This is a genomic window from Paenibacillus qinlingensis, from assembly GCF_031455095.1.
GTDB classification, from domain to species: domain Bacteria; phylum Bacillota; class Bacilli; order Paenibacillales; family NBRC-103111; genus Paenibacillus_E; species Paenibacillus_E qinlingensis_A.
Genome location: NZ_JAVDSB010000022.1, coordinates 23,937 through 39,381, shown reverse-complemented (window position 1 = coordinate 39,381; position 15,445 = coordinate 23,937). Strand labels below are relative to the sequence as shown.

17 protein-coding genes and 1 other RNA gene are annotated in these 15,445 nt (G+C 44.9%); 14 read left to right on the top strand and 4 right to left on the bottom strand.

From position 1 onward, the window contains the following. The first annotated feature begins 86 nt into the window (after window positions 1–86). The 8 genes from J2736_RS30875 (at window position 87) to J2736_RS30840 (ending at window position 6,928) form a co-directional block, all read left to right on the top strand. Window positions 87–794: a M50 family metallopeptidase gene (locus J2736_RS30875; protein ID WP_310502414.1), complete on the top strand. Its 708-nt coding sequence runs from the start codon at window positions 87–89 to the stop codon at window positions 792–794. A gap of 105 nt (window positions 795–899) precedes the next feature. Next, window positions 900–1,136, top strand: a complete 237-nt coding sequence (gene secG, locus J2736_RS30870; RefSeq protein ID WP_056611230.1) for a preprotein translocase subunit SecG — start codon at window positions 900–902, stop codon at window positions 1,134–1,136. Between the two features lie 85 nt (window positions 1,137–1,221). Further along, the gene (locus tag J2736_RS30865; protein ID WP_310502447.1) at window positions 1,222–2,019 is read left to right on the top strand and encodes an alpha/beta hydrolase; all 798 of its coding nucleotides are present in this window, start codon (window positions 1,222–1,224) and stop codon (window positions 2,017–2,019) included. 27 nt (window positions 2,020–2,046) lie between these two features. Then, complete coding sequence (gene rnr / locus J2736_RS30860; protein WP_310502413.1) at window positions 2,047–5,031, top strand: ribonuclease R; 2,985 nt, start codon at window positions 2,047–2,049, stop codon at window positions 5,029–5,031. 97 nt (window positions 5,032–5,128) lie between these two features. Further along, window positions 5,129–5,611 (top strand): SsrA-binding protein SmpB, encoded by a 483-nt coding sequence (gene smpB / locus J2736_RS30855; protein ID WP_310502412.1) that lies wholly within the window; start codon window positions 5,129–5,131, stop codon window positions 5,609–5,611. Window positions 5,612–5,775: 164 nt separating this feature from the next. Next, window positions 5,776–6,140, top strand: a transfer-messenger RNA (tmRNA) gene (ssrA, locus tag J2736_RS30850). A gap of 156 nt (window positions 6,141–6,296) precedes the next feature. Then, window positions 6,297–6,479: a hypothetical protein gene (locus tag J2736_RS30845; protein WP_310502411.1), complete on the top strand. Its 183-nt coding sequence runs from the start codon at window positions 6,297–6,299 to the stop codon at window positions 6,477–6,479. Window positions 6,480–6,550: 71 nt separating this feature from the next. Next, window positions 6,551–6,928 carry a retropepsin-like aspartic protease gene (locus J2736_RS30840; protein ID WP_310502410.1) on the top strand — a complete coding sequence of 126 codons (378 nt, stop codon included), beginning with the start codon at window positions 6,551–6,553 and terminating at the stop codon, window positions 6,926–6,928. A 271-nt stretch (window positions 6,929–7,199) separates the two neighbouring features. Here J2736_RS30840 and hxlB read toward each other — a convergent pair whose 3' ends face one another. The 3 genes from hxlB to J2736_RS30825 form a co-directional block, all read right to left on the bottom strand. Beyond that, window positions 7,200–7,751, bottom strand: coding sequence for a 6-phospho-3-hexuloisomerase (gene hxlB, locus J2736_RS30835; protein WP_310502446.1), 552 nt, complete (start codon window positions 7,749–7,751; stop codon window positions 7,200–7,202). Window positions 7,752–7,756: 5 nt separating this feature from the next. After that, window positions 7,757–8,389, bottom strand: coding sequence for a 3-hexulose-6-phosphate synthase (gene hxlA / locus J2736_RS30830; RefSeq protein ID WP_310502409.1), 633 nt, complete (start codon window positions 8,387–8,389; stop codon window positions 7,757–7,759). Between the two features lie 177 nt (window positions 8,390–8,566). Beyond that, complete coding sequence (locus J2736_RS30825; protein WP_310502408.1) at window positions 8,567–8,962, bottom strand: winged helix-turn-helix transcriptional regulator; 396 nt, start codon at window positions 8,960–8,962, stop codon at window positions 8,567–8,569. Between the two features lie 161 nt (window positions 8,963–9,123). Between J2736_RS30825 and J2736_RS30820 the strand changes: the two genes are divergently transcribed. From J2736_RS30820 to J2736_RS30805, 4 genes are all read left to right on the top strand, one after another. Continuing rightward, window positions 9,124–9,429: a DUF962 domain-containing protein gene (locus J2736_RS30820; protein ID WP_310502407.1), complete on the top strand. Its 306-nt coding sequence runs from the start codon at window positions 9,124–9,126 to the stop codon at window positions 9,427–9,429. 488 nt (window positions 9,430–9,917) lie between these two features. Next, entirely contained in the window at window positions 9,918–10,295 is a 378-nt protein-coding gene (locus tag J2736_RS30815) for an NUDIX hydrolase (RefSeq protein WP_310502406.1), read from the top strand. A gap of 69 nt (window positions 10,296–10,364) precedes the next feature. Beyond that, on the top strand, window positions 10,365–10,901 hold the full coding sequence (locus J2736_RS30810; protein ID WP_310502405.1) for a nucleotidyltransferase domain-containing protein: 537 nt from the start codon (window positions 10,365–10,367) through the stop codon (window positions 10,899–10,901). 439 nt (window positions 10,902–11,340) lie between these two features. Beyond that, complete coding sequence (locus J2736_RS30805; RefSeq protein ID WP_310502404.1) at window positions 11,341–13,308, top strand: S-layer homology domain-containing protein; 1,968 nt, start codon at window positions 11,341–11,343, stop codon at window positions 13,306–13,308. Window positions 13,309–13,423: 115 nt separating this feature from the next. On the opposite strand, the gene J2736_RS30800 is transcribed toward J2736_RS30805, so the two are convergent. After that, on the bottom strand, window positions 13,424–14,059 hold the full coding sequence (locus J2736_RS30800; RefSeq protein ID WP_310502403.1) for a hypothetical protein: 636 nt from the start codon (window positions 14,057–14,059) through the stop codon (window positions 13,424–13,426). A gap of 44 nt (window positions 14,060–14,103) precedes the next feature. Between J2736_RS30800 and J2736_RS30795 the strand changes: the two genes are divergently transcribed. Both J2736_RS30795 and J2736_RS30790 read left to right on the top strand, forming a co-directional pair. Beyond that, the gene (locus J2736_RS30795; RefSeq protein ID WP_310502402.1) at window positions 14,104–14,253 is read left to right on the top strand and encodes an AraC family transcriptional regulator; all 150 of its coding nucleotides are present in this window, start codon (window positions 14,104–14,106) and stop codon (window positions 14,251–14,253) included. Window positions 14,254–14,392: 139 nt separating this feature from the next. Then, complete coding sequence (locus tag J2736_RS30790; RefSeq protein WP_310502401.1) at window positions 14,393–15,388, top strand: ABC transporter substrate-binding protein; 996 nt, start codon at window positions 14,393–14,395, stop codon at window positions 15,386–15,388. The last annotated feature ends 57 nt before the right edge of the window (window positions 15,389–15,445 follow it).

The window sequence follows — 15,445 nt, the reverse complement described above, 5'->3', positions numbered from 1 at the left end:
AATACAAGGCGGGCAGGTGGCTTACACCTGCCCGTTTTGGCGTATAATGGTAGTAGAAGTCGCTTAGGTAAGGAGGATGCCTGTTTATGAGCAACTGGGTAAAAACGATTCTGTTTCTAATAGGTTCCGCGGTGCTAACCCACTGGCTCCCTACTTCGTTTTTTCGAAACCTAGACACGATGGTGCATGAGTTTGGGCATGCGGTCGCTACCTTGGCGTTATCCGGTAAAGTCATGTATATCGAGTTATATAGCAATCATAGCGGTGTCACGTTATCCACGATGACAAAGTCATGGGCGATCATTCCAGTGTCGTTGGCTGGCTATATGACAGCCTCGGTATTTGCTTGGTTTCTATTCTCGGCTTACGCAAAAGGGAAGCAACGGCTTGGCTTGCAGGTGACGGCTGCTGTATCCATTCTGTCCTTGGTGTTATTCGTGCGTAACGGGTTTGGTGTTATGTTTTTGGTTGGATTTATTGTTCTGACAGTTGTCGTGCTGGCGCTAACGCCGAAATGGCTGCGTGACTTCTACTACCTGCTGCTAGCTTTCTTATGTTTGGAGGAGTCGGTATTTGGACCGGCATCTTTAATTGTCTATGCGGTGCAAAATGGGGGCGCCGGTGATGCGAGTAACTTGGCCAACCATACGGGGATACCCGCCATAATATGGGCGATCGGCTTTACGTTATTTGCACTTTGGTGTGCCAAACGAGCAGTGAGTGCTTTCTTAGGGCGAAGTAAGAGAGCTAGAAGTTCAAGCAGACCTGCTACGATGGGTTCCTTTCGCGATTAGAGCCAGAGGCATCGTTTAGGCGATTTGGTTGTATTTGTGGACGAACTATGTTAAAATACTCATGCTAGTTGTATAAGGCAAAGAATAGGCAATTGGGGTGCTAATATGTTAATCTTTATGAAAATTTTGTTAATCATAGCTTCGGTTGGATTAATCGCGATTGTCCTTTTACAAAAAGGGAAAAGCGCAGGCTTGTCCGGTGCCATTTCCGGTGGCGCAGAACACTTATTTGGTAAACAAAAAGCTCGTGGTTTGGAACTATTTTTGTCTCGTGCAACAATGGGGCTTGCTGCTGCATTCTTTATTCTTTCGATTGTCGTAGCCTACGTAGTGAAGAGCTAGCACACATAAAACGATAACAGCAGGGGAACTATACTCCTGCTGTTTTTTCATTTATGTATAAGTGTTGGTGAAAGGATGAGTTCTCATTATTGAAGAACGGATTTATAAGTCAACAGAGCCATTCTACTGGAAGGGTCATGGCGAGAAGCAAGGAACTGGCGTTTTGATGATCCATGGCTTCACGGGGTCTCCTTCGGAATTCAGAAGAATTGGCTACACCTTGCGGGACGAGGGCTATACGATTCAAGCGGTCAGATTGCCAGGGCATGGCACTTCACCTGAAGATATGAGAAACACCGGATGGACGGATTGGTATGGGCATGTGCTGGAGAGTTACGATGAGCTTGCCGCTCGTTGTAAGCAAGTTGTCATCATGGGGCATTCCATGGGGGGACTGCTCGCTTTGAAGTTAGCGGGAGAACGTGCTGCTGCGGGCATCATTTCATTGGCTGCACCGATTTTCTTTACGTCAAGGAAATCGGCGCTAGCAGGGGTTATGCAGTATGTAATGCCTTACATAGAGAAAAAGCCGAAGAAGATCTCCACATTGTTAGACGAGTCATGTGCATATACCAAAACGCCGATTCGCTGCGTCGTCAGCTTAAGAAAGTTAGTTAAAGAGGTGAAAAGAGTACTGCCTCGGGTTAATGCCCCCATTTGGATCGGGCAAGGAAATAAGGATGGGGTCGTTCATCCTAGCAGCGCAGCGTTTATACAGAATACCGTCGGGTCGCAGATGTCGGAACTGCATATTTATAAAGAATCATCCCATGGCTTATTGCTAGATCAAGAGCGGGAGCAGATTTACGCTGATATATCTGCGTTTATCCTTTCGTTGCAGGTGGCATACTATGGAGTAAGGGACTTGAAGACAGCGGACTAGAACAACACAAGAAGGTGAAGAGAGTAAATGATAAAAGAGAATGAAATTATCAGTTTGATGCAAGAAGAGGCTTATAAGCCTATGTCCTATAAAGAGCTTGAGAAGCATTTCGGAGTTGGAAGTGCTAATGAATTCAAAGAGTTTATTAAAACGTTAAATAAATTAGAAGAGACCGGTCACATCGTAAGAAGCCCTAATGATCGCTATGGCGTTCCAGAGCGGATGAATTTGGTGAAAGGCAAGCTGCAAGCGCATGCGAAGGGTTTTGCATTCCTAATTCCTGAAGATCGCGAGCATCCGGATGTCTATATCAATGCGAATGACCTGAATACAGCGATGAACGGCGATATCGTTTTTGTAAAAGTAACAGCCCGCAGCCAAGGCGGCGGCCGTTTGGAAGGTGAAGTCGTACGTGTTATTACGCGGGCGAATTCGCAGATTGTTGGTGTTTTTCAAAGCCAAGAAACGTATGCTTTCGTCATTGCAGATGATAAGCGTGTGACAAGGGATATTTTCATTCCACAGCATTCCTTTAAGGGAGCCGTTTCGGGTCAAAAGGTCGTTGTGAAGATTGTGAATTACCCGGAAGGGCGCTCGGCCGCCGAGGGCGAAGTTATTGAGATTCTGGGTCACAAAGATGATCCAGGTGTAGATATTTTGGCTATTATACGCCAACATCAACTACCGGAAGCATTCCAGCCTGAAGTACTAGCGGAAGCAGAAGCGGCTCCAGATTCGATTACAGAAGAAGAAATCATCGGGCAAGGCCGTCGTGACCTTCGCGCGAAAACCATTGTGACCATTGACGGTGAAGATGCCAAAGATTTGGATGATGCCGTGAATGTGGAGCTGTTGGAGAATGGGAATCTGCGCTTAGGCGTGCATATTGCAGATGTGAGTTACTATGTGCGGGAAGGTACGGCGCTTGATATTGAGGCCTACAATCGCGGATGCTCCGTGTATTTGACTGACCGTGTAATTCCGATGCTGCCGCATCGTTTATCTAACGGTATTTGTTCGTTGAACCCGCAAGTGGATCGATTGACGATGTCCTGTGAGATGGAGTTTGACCAGGATTTGAAGGTCGTCAATCATGAGATTTTCACCAGTGTAATTAAAACAAAAGAACGAATGACCTACACGAATGTACGCAAGCTGCTGACAGGTGAGGCAGAACCGGAAATCGTGGAGAAATATGCGTATTTAATGGAAGATTTCAAACGGATGGAAGAACTAGCAGCTAGATTGCGTTCCAGACGGATGAAGCGCGGCGCGATTGATTTTGACTTCGAGGAGTCCAAAATCCTTGTAGATGCTGATGGTAAGCCTACCGATATTGTCAAAAGAGAGCGCTCCGTCGCGGAAATGATGATCGAAGAGTTCATGCTAGCCGCGAATGAGACAGTTGCGGAGCATTTCTCATGGTTGAAAGTACCGTTCTTGTATCGTATCCATGAAGATCCGGATCCTGAGAAACTGATGAACTTTATGGAATTCGTAACGACCTTCGGTTATGCGATGCGTGGTGGTAAGGGTGGGGCGATTCATGCTAGTTCCTTGCAAGCCTTATTAGAAGATATCAAAGATACACCGGAAGAAGCTGTCATTAGTAAAGTAATGTTGCGCTCGATGAAACAGGCTAAGTATGATGCACAGAGTTTAGGGCATTTTGGCTTAGCAGCGGAGTTTTATTCGCATTTTACATCACCGATTCGTCGTTATCCGGATTTGGTCATCCATCGTGTTATTCGTGAGGTGTTGGAGAACGGTGGGACTCTTCCAGATAAACGACATGATTATTTAGCTTCGCGTATGAACGATATTGCCCAACAGTCCTCCGAGCGTGAGCGTGTTGCTGTTGATGCTGAGCGAGATACAGAAGCCTTGAAAAAAGCACAGTACATGCTGGATAAAGTCGGCGAAGAATTCGAGGGTATTATCTCGAGTGTGACGGGTTTCGGTATGTTCATTGAATTGGATAACACGGTTGAAGGCTTAATTCGCTTGAGTGATTTGACAGATGATTACTATAATCATCACGAGAAGCAGCACGCGTTGATTGGTGAACGCACATCTAAGATTTATCGTCTAGGTGATAGCATTAAGGTGCGGGTTGCTCGCGTGAGTATGGAAGATCATACGATTGATTTTGAATTATTGGATATGAAGCCACGTAAAGAGGGCGGATTTAACCGCGGCGGTGGCGGCGGAGGTAAATTTAAAGGCGCAGGCGGGTTTAAGGGATTCCGCGGCAAGCCCGAGAATGGCCGATCCGATAAAGGTAAAGGTGGCAGGCCAGAGAAGGGTAAGGGCGGCTACAAAGGTAAGGGTGGTTTCGCCAAAACACAACCTGGCAGCAATCGCGGTGCTGTTGTTGGGCAAGATGCGGGGGCCAATCCGGGTGGTGATGCTTCTGGTAACCAACCAACAGGCAATCCAGGGAAGAAGCGTGGCCGTGCGGATCATGGTGCAGCTCGTCGTATTGAGATGGCAGCTCGTGGCAAAGCCGAAGGCGCTAGTGGAACGGAAGGGTCCGAACAGGGCCGTAGAAGATCCAGAGGCAAAGGCTCGAATAAAGCAGATGCGGGCAGCCGTGGTGGAGCTGATGGCTATGCTGGAAGCGGGGATGGCAAAGCTGAGAACATTGCGGGCATTGGCACAGGCCAAGGCGGCTTCTCCGGCAATGCAGCCGGTCAAGGGAAATCGCGCCGCGGTAAGGGTGGTAGTAAGCCTTGGAGCGATACGCGCGAAAAAGGCGGTAAGATCGGCGAAGGCGGCAGCTTGCGCCAGCGTTTGCAATCCGTCGGCGCAGGGCGGACGGATAGTGGAGCGGGCCGCAGCGGCGAGCGCGGCCGTGGGGTTTCGCTTGGGGGGGGAGCCCAAGCGGGTGGTGGCGGTGGCGCTGCCGCGGAGCGCAGCGGCATCGATTGGGCGAGCGGCGTGAACGCGCTCGCCAAGGGCGGCCGTCGACGGAGTGACGACGGCGATGGCAGCAAGAAGCGGCGGAGATAGTCGCCGGTTCTTGCTTTTCGGGTGGGATCTTGCTACAATAGGTTGCACATTGTAGCAAGATTTACCTGCATTTTAGCGTGCGGGAGGAGGATCTCACGTGGCAACTAAGAAGGCTGATGGCAAACTACTTGCTCAGAATAAAAAGGCTTCACACGATTATTTCATCGAAGATACGTATGAATGCGGTCTTGTCCTGACCGGCACGGAGATCAAATCCTTACGGGCAGGTAAGGCCAACATTGGCGACAGCTTTTCGACGATTCGGAATGGCGAAGCTTTTGTCCACAATATGCATATTAGCCCTTTCGATCAAGGGAACAGAAGCAATCCCGAAGATCCTACACGGACGCGGAAGCTATTGTTGAAGAAAGTGCAAATCGCCAAGATCCTAGGTCAAGCTAAGCAAGAAGGGTATACGGTTGTTCCATTAAAGGTATATATCCGGAATGGTTATGCGAAGCTGTTGATTGGTATTGGTAAAGGGAAGAAACAATTCGACAAGCGCGAATCCGCTGCTAAGAAAGACGCTCAACGCGATATTCAACGTGCTTTGCGTGAGAAGCAGAAGATTGCTAGATAGCTTGGATGTATTGGAAGCTACCACCTTGTCTTCCATGAACCTAGTGTTCACTTTGCTGAGGCATGTGGTATACTAGTAAATGTAACGAAGAGATTTCAAGTGTAACTTGGCTCTACAGCTTGTCCTTTAACCTTCACCGTCTATGACGGTTACGAAGGCAATCCGGGGGTGTTCTTGGATTCGACGGGGATAGTTTGAGCGCGGGTTGCGGGTAGTGGGGCCGCGTCCACTATAAAACGCTAAAGCCTATTAAATGGCAAAACACAAAACAACTACGCTTTAGCAGCTTAATAACCTGTTAGCGTGCTTCTACTCAGCATCGCCCATGTGACTGGGATAGGGGCTCAACTATAGTGGGATACGACGTTTGGTCTCCGCCTGGGGTCGGACGTAGGAAGACAATCAGGCTGACCCAACGCATAGCCGGTTACGGGGCGATGCTCGGGTGACATCAAAACTGTGACTACACCCGTAGATGCCTGTGTGGCAATATTTTCGGACAGGGGTTCGACTCCCCTCACCTCCATACAAAGATGAAAGCACCCAATGAGGGTGCTTTTTTCTTTGTATGGGTGAGACTAGGGTTCGCCCGCGCGGACCGGAGCGATAGTGGAGGGAGCACTGCATTTCATTTTCCGGTTAGGCTTTTATAATATAAAGGTAAATTGATTTGGAGGTGGAAAGGATGAGATGGGAAGAAGTTCGTGAACAGTTTCCAAATGAATGGGTTGTTTGTGAGGCGCTAAAATCCCGCTCGGAGGACGGATACTGGCTTGTTGATGAGGTGGCTGTCATTGATCGCTTTGATGACTCCACTGTTGCCATGAAACGTTATTATGAATTGCATCGGGAGCAGCCTTATCGGTAATACGGCTTCTTTCACACATCCCGCGAAAAACTGGAGCTTCGGGAGAAATGGGCGGGGGTACGGGGACCCAGATGAACATAGATGTAAAGTATGGATTACCCTTTATAGAAGTAACAATTTGTTATCGAGGTGAAGAATTACATTTGAAAAATGTATTGCTCGATACGGGTTCGGCAGGAACTATTTTCAGTGCGGATGCAGTGGATTCTGTTGGGGTTAGGATTGAACTGGGTGATTTTTTGAACAAGATTAGAGGCGTGGGTGGAGTAGAAATCGTGTATTCCAAGCATTTCGATTTTGTGAAGGAGGGAGAGGTTTCGTTGTCATCGTTTGAAGTAGAAAATATGAATTACGGCATGGAGATAGACGGTATACTCGGGTTTGATTTCATACGTTTATCTGGACTGGTGATTGATTCTAAGGAACTGACCGTACTAGCTAAAGATTAGGTTACGCTACCTCCCCAAACAACCTAAGCATCACGCGGCGGCGAATTGTGGATTTGCAAAGCCACAGCTCACCTCTATAATTACGAGAGACACCAATTCGAGTGTCTTTTGTTTTTATGGCGGTATGAGTAGGGACCACGCAATTAAATAAACAAATGTTGTTGTATATCATCAAGAGAATCTAATACACTGCAACCATTTATACAAAAAACTCGGCCTCCTCACCATACGGTAAAATACCGATGGATGGATACCGAGTTTTTTTGTTGCCTTATTCCAGATTGGCATGATTTTTAAACATAGTGGCACCTTGAAGTTCCTTTATCTCCATAAGGCTTAGTACGACCGTATCCAGCAGCAGCAGGAGGGCTTGTTCGAATAAGCTTCCCATAGGCTGCATGGAACTGCCCGATGTGCTTTCTTTGGTAGAAGCGGGAATGCGTACGACCGTAGAAGATAATTTACCTAAGGTTGATTCCGGTGCAATTGTAATGGCAGCAACCGAGGCGCCTGTGCTTTGGGCTTTGGATGCCATCGCCGTCAAGCTTTTGGTCTCGCCAGATCCTGACCCAACCAGAAGCAGGTCACCTTGGGTAATGCCTGGTGTTATGGTCTCGCCTACCACGTAAACACGGTGGCCCATGTGCATAAGTCTCATTGCGAATGCGCGCATCATCAGCCCAGAGCGTCCTGCTCCTGCTACAAAGATCGTTTCAGCTGTCAAAATCTGCTGAGCAAGCTCATCAATCTCATTGGGTTGAATACCTTGAAGCGTGCGCTCCAGTTCTTGAAGAATAGAGGATACAGATTGCAGCGTACTCATTTCCATTATCCCTGTCTGATCAGTTGCTGCATTTGAGCTGCAACTGCTGGTTTGTCTTCAACGCCGGTAATACCGCCGCCTACGATAACCAGATCAGGCTGTGCGCGGATGACTTCAGGCAGTGTCTGAAGTTTAATGCCGCCAGCGATTGCTGTTTTTGCCTGTTTTACGACACGCTTAATTGTAGCCAAGTCCTGAAAAGAGTTTTTACCCTCTGCTTGATGGTCGTAGCCGGAATGTACACAGATATAGTCAACGCCAAGGTTGTCGATTTCTACTGCACGTGCGGCAATATCTTTCACATTAATCATATCAACCATAATTTTTTTGTTTTGTTTCCGAGCTTCTTCCACAGCACCTTTAATCGTGGAATCGTCGGATACACCAAGCACGGTAATGATATCAGCTCCTGCTTCGGAAGCCTTCATCACCTCATAACCGCCGGCGTCCATTATTTTGAGATCGGCGAGTACTTTAAGCGATGGGAATTCTGCTTTGATTTCTTTAACGGCGCGAAGCCCTTCGTTGATCACAACAGGAGTTCCAATTTCCACGATATCGATATAGGGCGCTACCTCTTTTATAAGTTGTTTTGCCTCAGGGATGTTGACCAAGTCGAGTGCCAGTTGAAGTTCCATATAATGAAATGTCTCCTTTAGATGAATTATTATTTTAGGGATGACTTCATAGTAGGACGATACCGAAATTTATGGAAGTACGCACTTTCAAGTCAGTCTGTATCCTGCAGGATACTGTAAAGCGCAAAAAAGCAGACGCCATGCGGTGTCTGCCGGTTTGTAATAAATATATGCTCGTTATTTTTCAGTAGCTTGAAGTGGTATTAGCTCAGGATTAGAGGTTCTGCCGAGCACCTCTTCGCCATAATTTTTTCCCCAGTTGTACATCAGCTTAAGAATCGGGACAAGACTTTCTCCATATGGAGTCAGCTTATATTCAACCTTTGGCGGGACAACCGGATACACGGTTCGCTCGACAAGCTGGTCTTCTTCCAGCTCGCGGAGCTGGTTGGTTAAAATCTTTTGCGTAATATGGGGAATGAGCCTCTGAAGCTGACTAAATCTCTTCGTACCGTCGATGCCCAGATGCCAGAGGATAATAAGTTTCCACTTGCCTCCGATTAACGCGAGAGTGAGTTCTTTCTCACAGTTAATTTGATCAATTTCAATTCTTGAACGGATATCTTTCGCCAAAGCTTAAGCACCTCCACATTCCTTTAGTGTCACAATAGATTACAGGATTATAGGGCATATGTCTATGAAAATTGGTGATATAATGAGGCTACAGCGCAAGGAAGTTATAAGTGGTTAGATCAAAGAAATGAGTTAATTACATCTGAATGGAGTTAACATCAATGCGTGATAAGCTTAAATTTGATTTGATACAGTATCAAAAAGCACATCAAAATAAATGGAATCAAATACTTCATTATTTTGCTTTTTTATGTGCCTTTCTTGCTTGGATTTTTTTATTTATTAATTTAAAAGTTACCCTTTGTCTAGGGGTATGCCATTATATACTTTCATGGATTGGACATTTTTACTTTGAAAAAAATAAACCTGCTTCCTTTAAGCGACCATTATTAGGTTTTTATGCAGGGTTTACATGGTTCTTTTTGCGGAGTATTGAACTGGTTACAGGTAGGAAGGTATTACCTTAATTCAATATCGTTATGTCTGAGTTTTACGCTGATTATCAGTCGTTTGCTGACACAAATGATCTATTTGAAAAAGGTACAATTGAAGGTAGACATGTAAAAGATTTGTGGAACGACGTTGAAGTTACAACCATTTTTTAATGAAAGTACATTTTTAACGTTAGAACAAGAATATCAAAGGGGGGGAGCCAAAACCCAATATGGATACTTTCTTAAAAATTTTTACATTAATATGGATTATATTCCTATACGCTTTAGTTGTATATCGTACTTTCATTAGCAAGAGTGATAAAAGACATACAAGAGAGAATGTCGGTCTAATCCTATTAGTATTTATACTTATTACGATTAGTAGTAATCCATTGAATGAATACTTGAAGATAGGCTGTTATCTAGTCGGTCTTATTCTGATGATTTTCACGCTTAGGAAAAGAGTAAGGAGTCACACGTAATAAAAGAGAAAGTTTGATTTGAATTGTTACTTGAAAGGAATGATAGAAATAATTTCACAAGCATTGATTATTCAGGACGATAAAGTTCTTATGGTTCAACAGTACGTCGAACGTGGAGATATCGTATGGAATTTCCCTGGTGGCGGCATTGAGGAAGGGGAAACAGCCGAACAAGCATGTATAAGGGAAGTGAAAGAAGAAACAGGATATGATGTTGTTATTGAGCAACTCTTGGACTGTACGGACGATAAGTACACTTATCTAGCTAAGATTAATGGCGGAGAAATGTTTCTGGATTCTGATAATGAGGCGAATGACGATATTATTGAGATAGCTTGGGTATCAGCCAACGACGTAAATAAATGGGATATGTATACGATCCCTATATTCAATATGTATCATAGAAAAACTGTATAAAACATGGACTTTTATTGAACAGATAGAAATATGCAAGAAAGCAATTAGTTTTTGTGCAAGGGGACTTGTATGATAAATCCACAGTTCGGAACTAAAACAGAGATACAATTAAAGGTGTTAAACGAAATCAGTGCAATATGTGCATTAATCGATTGCAAGTTCTGGTTGCGTGGCGGATGGGCAATCGATTTTTTACTTGGCGAGGTCACTCGACCGCATGACGATATAGACGTAATTGCATGGATACAGAACCGAGAGAAGTTAGAACAGGCTCTTGCAGAAGCGGGATTTGAAAAGACACCTGTGAAAGAGGAGTTTAGAGGTAGGCAGTCCGATTTCCGTAAGGATGACGTAGACATTACTTTTGGCTATATAACCATTGCCATGGATGGAAATCTTATTATGAATGGTTTACCCGATTGGGTATGGCGGTCGGATTCCTTGTCACAACAAAGTTTTATGTTGAACAATATAACGGCACTTGTCTTAAGTCCAAGACAACTTTTGGAAGAAAAAGAGGTTTACGAGCGAATTGGTAGGAAGCCTAGACAAAAGGACTTAGAAAGCAAAAAGATATTGCATCGAATCATAGCAGAGTTAAATTGACAGTTGTAACAAGAGATTCAATGTTGTTACTGATGGAGATAACGCGTACGCTAATGCCAACGCAATGTGTACACCAATACACGCCTCATCCCCATAGAAAAAAACCGCTCACTGAGCGGTTTTTTTCTATGTAAGGGTGGACATGTAGATGGACTGTAGACAAAAGCTATTAGATACAAACAGGAAATTTTTAACTGAATACTTGGTATGTGATTCCATGTTATATTGTGTACTGCTAAATAAAGTATCAACAGAAACTATTTACATTCATTCCATTTAATTTGAGAGTTCGCCTATGATGTTGCATTTAGTATACATTATTGAAACGCTATTAAAACCTACATACGATTTAACACCTTGGAGGAAATACAACAACATGAAAAAGCTTATACCAACTATCGTAACTGGTGCACTCCTACTAACTATGGCAATGCCAGCAATGGCAGAGACCTCATCTAGTCCATTCTCGGATATTAGTGGTTCATTCGCCAAAGACGCAATCAATCAGCTTCAAAAAGAAGGGATCTTAACGGGGATGGATGCTGAGCATTTCAATCCTAAAGGAACGTTGACTCGCGCGCAATTCATCGTAATTATGGTGAAATCCTTAAACCTACCAATTGATAACAAAGCTGTATCAAGCTTTACGGACGTTGAAGGTTGGGCAGTTCCGTACATTGAAGCAGCTAAAAAATACGGTATCATAGATGGAATAAGTGATAGCATGTTTGCACCAAACGCGACGCTGACACGCGAACAATCAGCAGTAGTCATGGTGAAAGCTTTACAAAAACAAGGTGAAATCGAAAATTCAGCAGAGCTTACAATCCCTGACGCAGCAAGTGTTTCTGATTGGGCTAAGAAATATGTTGCACTTGCCTTCAAATATAAACTGGTTACAGGTAATGAAGATGGTTCATTCAATCCGCAGGGTACCGCAACGCGTGAACAGGCTGCACAAATGGGTTCAAACTTCATTGAGAGTGTAGAGCAAGTCAAAGAAGACAATAAGCCCGAAGCAACAGCTCCAATACCTACGGTAACACCAGCTCCTGTACCTAAGGAAACACCTGCACTAACTCCTCCTCCTGCATCAACTGGTGGCGGTGGCGGCGATGGATATCTACCACCAAGCGATACCGCAGCGCCAGTAGCACCAACAAACTTTGCATCGTCAGATATCACCCAAACAGGCGTGACATTGAGTTGGACGAGATCGACTGACAATGTAGGCATAACGGGCTATGATGTTTATCAAGATGACGTAAAGGTTGCGACTGTAACAGGAACTGAATCTGGTGCAACCATTGGTTATACGGTAGATGGATTAACTGCGAATACTAGCTATGTATATACAGTAAAAGCGATTGATGCGGCAGGTAACGTATCTTCAGCTAGCGCACCATTGACAGTGACTACATTGGCAAACGTGGTAATTACACCAACACCAACTCCAGCTGTCACAGAGGACACATTCAGCCTGATTCAAAATGGGATGTCCAGAGAGCAAGTAGCAGCTATATTTGGAACGGATGGTGAAACAGATACAACAGGAAATTTATTTCCAATACTGGGAACGAATTATACACAAATCTATAAATCAGCTGATGGGGTTTCAACAGCAGGGCTGTATTATGTTGATGGTAGAGTAGTATTAAACTATGGCTTTTTCCCCGTAACACCATCCCATTTAGGCACGCTTGCCAATTATGATCAGGTTAAAGTAGGAATGACAAAAGCAGAAGTAGAGTCATTGTTAGTTATACCAAATGATTGGAAAAGTCCGTATGGTGAAGAAACGACATGGGTAAAAAACAATGCCACCATAGTAAACAAATATTGTGATGCAACTGATTTTAGTGGAACTTGGTTTGCCTATGTCAATGAATCGTTAACACAAAATGAGGGCGTTGTAAGACATTCTATTCATGTTCAATATATGAACGATGTTGTGGCGTTCGTGTACAATGGATATATTGGAAATATAGAATGGTCTGCAACAACTCCAGTACCCATTGATCCGGTTACTGGTCAAATCGTGCTTGACCGAACGACTGTTGCAGCTGGCGAAATTCCACCGGAAATGAATGAAATAGATTACATCAATCTTAAGAATAATGAACAATCACTGACCGTGTTTTATTTCGGATTGCAAAATTGGGCTGTAACCCAAGATCTCGGCTTTCATATTGCAGCAGGTGGATTTCCTTGGTATCTCAATAGTCCAGGTGGGGTCACCGTAACGGGAGCAGATGATACAACGATTAATCTCGTGGCTGATTACCTGAGAAATCATTATCATTTCACTGTAATTAGGATAGATAATGTATCCAACGAAGAGTTCCCTGGACAATACGTAATTGCTTTCTCAAATCCAGCATTAACAGCAGTAAGCATTGACATTTAAAAGGCATCTTGAGCTTTGAATTCAAGGGGCACATAAAATACGCCACCATATAAAAGAAAGAAGCACCCATCGAAGGTGCTTCTTTCTTTTGATCTAGAACTATAGTGCATTGCTGCTACTTCTTAACTTCATCCTTATGTTCTTTATCGGGAGCCGTAATCTCAAAGCCTAATCGGATCGCTGGAATCGCTGAACCTGGATGATCTTGGTCGTAGGTGAGCTGTGGCGTTACATAAATGTTCGGATTTTGTTTCTGTCCGCGATAAATACCCGGATAGAGATCCATGATGTGATAGCCCGGTTCCCCGGTTACATTGATCGTGAACTTGACGTGCCCTTGCGAGTTAAAGCCGCACATATAGCCGATGTAGCTGTTATCATAGGTCAAATAAAAAGCATTATCATACTCCGTCCAGCCCACGCCATGAATCTCAACAGTAACCGCGGTGCCGGCAGGTCCGGAAGTGGGCGTCATGCTAACAATGGAGGGATGGATGGTATAGTAGGCCTGCCCATAAATATCGTCGCCGATCTTAACGTCAATCCGATGAGGCACGCCTCCCAAATCGACTGGAATGCGGAAATCATAGGTAAGTTTCCCTTGTTCATCAGAGGTCAGCACAGTTAACTTTTTGGCACTCTCGGAAAATCCTGCAGCCGTCACACGACTACCCACCATCGTGTTCCAGTCGATTTGGACTTCTTTGCCCGCTGGCAAGCCGCTAGCGGTTAACGTGACTTTGTCATTCACGATGCACAGGGATAGGACCCATCCATTATTTGATTCAATATCGGATGAAGGTTGCCTATGAGCTGCTGATGACGACGCCATTTGCCGTGAGGGACATCGCCCGAAGTGTAGGGTACCCGGATGCTTATTATTTCAGTAGACTGTTCAAGAAGCATTATGGTAGGTCGCCAACCTCGCTGAAAGGGAACGAATAAGGAATAAATCCATCCCGCTATCGGGAAAATCTCTATTTGCGTGAGCGGGACAGAGTGGTAATATTAAACCGATAATGATAATCGTTATCACTCATTCAGCGTTCACGAGAGGAAGATTATGATGATGAAAAAAAGTTACATGCCCCTTCTAACAGCGTGTGTGATGGTGGCATTCCTTTTACTAACCGCATGCTCCAGCAGCTCCAAGTCCAGCAGTGAGAGCAGCAGCAGCCCGTCTGCGACGCCTACAGCTAGCGCATCGACGGCTAAGGCAAGCTTTCCAAGAACGATCGCCAGTGGCGACGGGAAACAAGTGACGATCGCGAAGAAACCAGAAAAGGTCGCGCTTGTTCATTGGGGATTGACGGAGGATTTCCTAAGTTTTGAAGTTCCGTCAATTGCTGTTGCACTTCCTTTTACGGAAAAGCAATCGCAAATGGGCAGTGAGTTGTACAAGCCTTATACGAGCAAATATAAAGATATTACGATCGTTGGTGAGAATACGGAAGTCAACTTGGAAAAGTTATTGCAATATGCTCCTGATCTTATCATCGCGGGTACAGAGACGAACAAAAAAGTGGCAGATCAATTGTCGAAAATTGCGCCGACTGTGTTCCTTGATGAAACGAAGATGGATGTTTGGAATGACTGGCCAGGTGTGATGACGAAGTTTGGTGAAATGCTTGGACAAGAGGATCTTGCGAAGCAAGCAATAGAGAAGTTCACAACGGCGTTCGCGCAAGCGAAGGATCAGCTGAAAGGTGTAGAAGGAACGGTTGCCTACGCTCAGGTCAGAGAGAAAAATATGTGGCTGCAAGGCACCAAATATGCCGGTCATTACTACGAGCCGCTAGGTCTGAAGCCGCCGGAGCAAGCGAATGGAGAAGGCGCAGAGCTTAGCCTTGAAGGTTTAACTAAAATCAATCCAGATTATATTTTCCTAGGATACTTTAACTACACGGATAAATCCCTACCTGCTCTAGCGGACGAATGGGAGAAAACGGACGTTTGGAAATCACTTAAAGCCGTGAAAGCAAATCATGTGTACAAAATGGATGGCTCAATTGCCTATGGTTTTGGTCCGATCAGCAGATTGTACGGCGTTAATGCCATTGTGAGTGCGCTTAAAAAGTAGTACGTGACACCATAATGCAAAAAGAAGAAGCACCCATTGAGGTGCTTCTTCTTTTGT

Bases quoted from the DNA above. Each gene is read 5' to 3' on its own strand.
- J2736_RS30875 (WP_310502414.1), top strand. From the start codon at position 87: ATGAGCAACTGGGTAAAAACGATTCTGTTTCTAATAGGTTCCGCGGTG.
- secG (WP_056611230.1), top strand. From the start codon at position 900: ATGTTAATCTTTATGAAAATTTTGTTAATCATAGCTTCGGTTGGATTA.
- rnr (WP_310502413.1), top strand. From the start codon at position 2,047: ATGATAAAAGAGAATGAAATTATCAGTTTGATGCAAGAAGAGGCTTAT.
- J2736_RS30845 (WP_310502411.1), top strand. From the start codon at position 6,297: ATGAGATGGGAAGAAGTTCGTGAACAGTTTCCAAATGAATGGGTTGTT.
- J2736_RS30840 (WP_310502410.1), top strand. From the start codon at position 6,551: ATGAACATAGATGTAAAGTATGGATTACCCTTTATAGAAGTAACAATT.
- hxlB (WP_310502446.1), bottom strand. From the start codon at position 7,751: ATGAGTACGCTGCAATCTGTATCCTCTATTCTTCAAGAACTGGAGCGC.
- hxlA (WP_310502409.1), bottom strand. From the start codon at position 8,389: ATGGAACTTCAACTGGCACTCGACTTGGTCAACATCCCTGAGGCAAAA.
- J2736_RS30820 (WP_310502407.1), top strand. From the start codon at position 9,124: ATGCGTGATAAGCTTAAATTTGATTTGATACAGTATCAAAAAGCACAT.
- J2736_RS30815 (WP_310502406.1), top strand. From the start codon at position 9,918: ATGATAGAAATAATTTCACAAGCATTGATTATTCAGGACGATAAAGTT.
- J2736_RS30810 (WP_310502405.1), top strand. From the start codon at position 10,365: ATGATAAATCCACAGTTCGGAACTAAAACAGAGATACAATTAAAGGTG.
- J2736_RS30805 (WP_310502404.1), top strand. From the start codon at position 11,341: ATGGCAGAGACCTCATCTAGTCCATTCTCGGATATTAGTGGTTCATTC.
- J2736_RS30795 (WP_310502402.1), top strand. From the start codon at position 14,104: ATGAAGGTTGCCTATGAGCTGCTGATGACGACGCCATTTGCCGTGAGG.
- J2736_RS30790 (WP_310502401.1), top strand. From the start codon at position 14,393: ATGCCCCTTCTAACAGCGTGTGTGATGGTGGCATTCCTTTTACTAACC.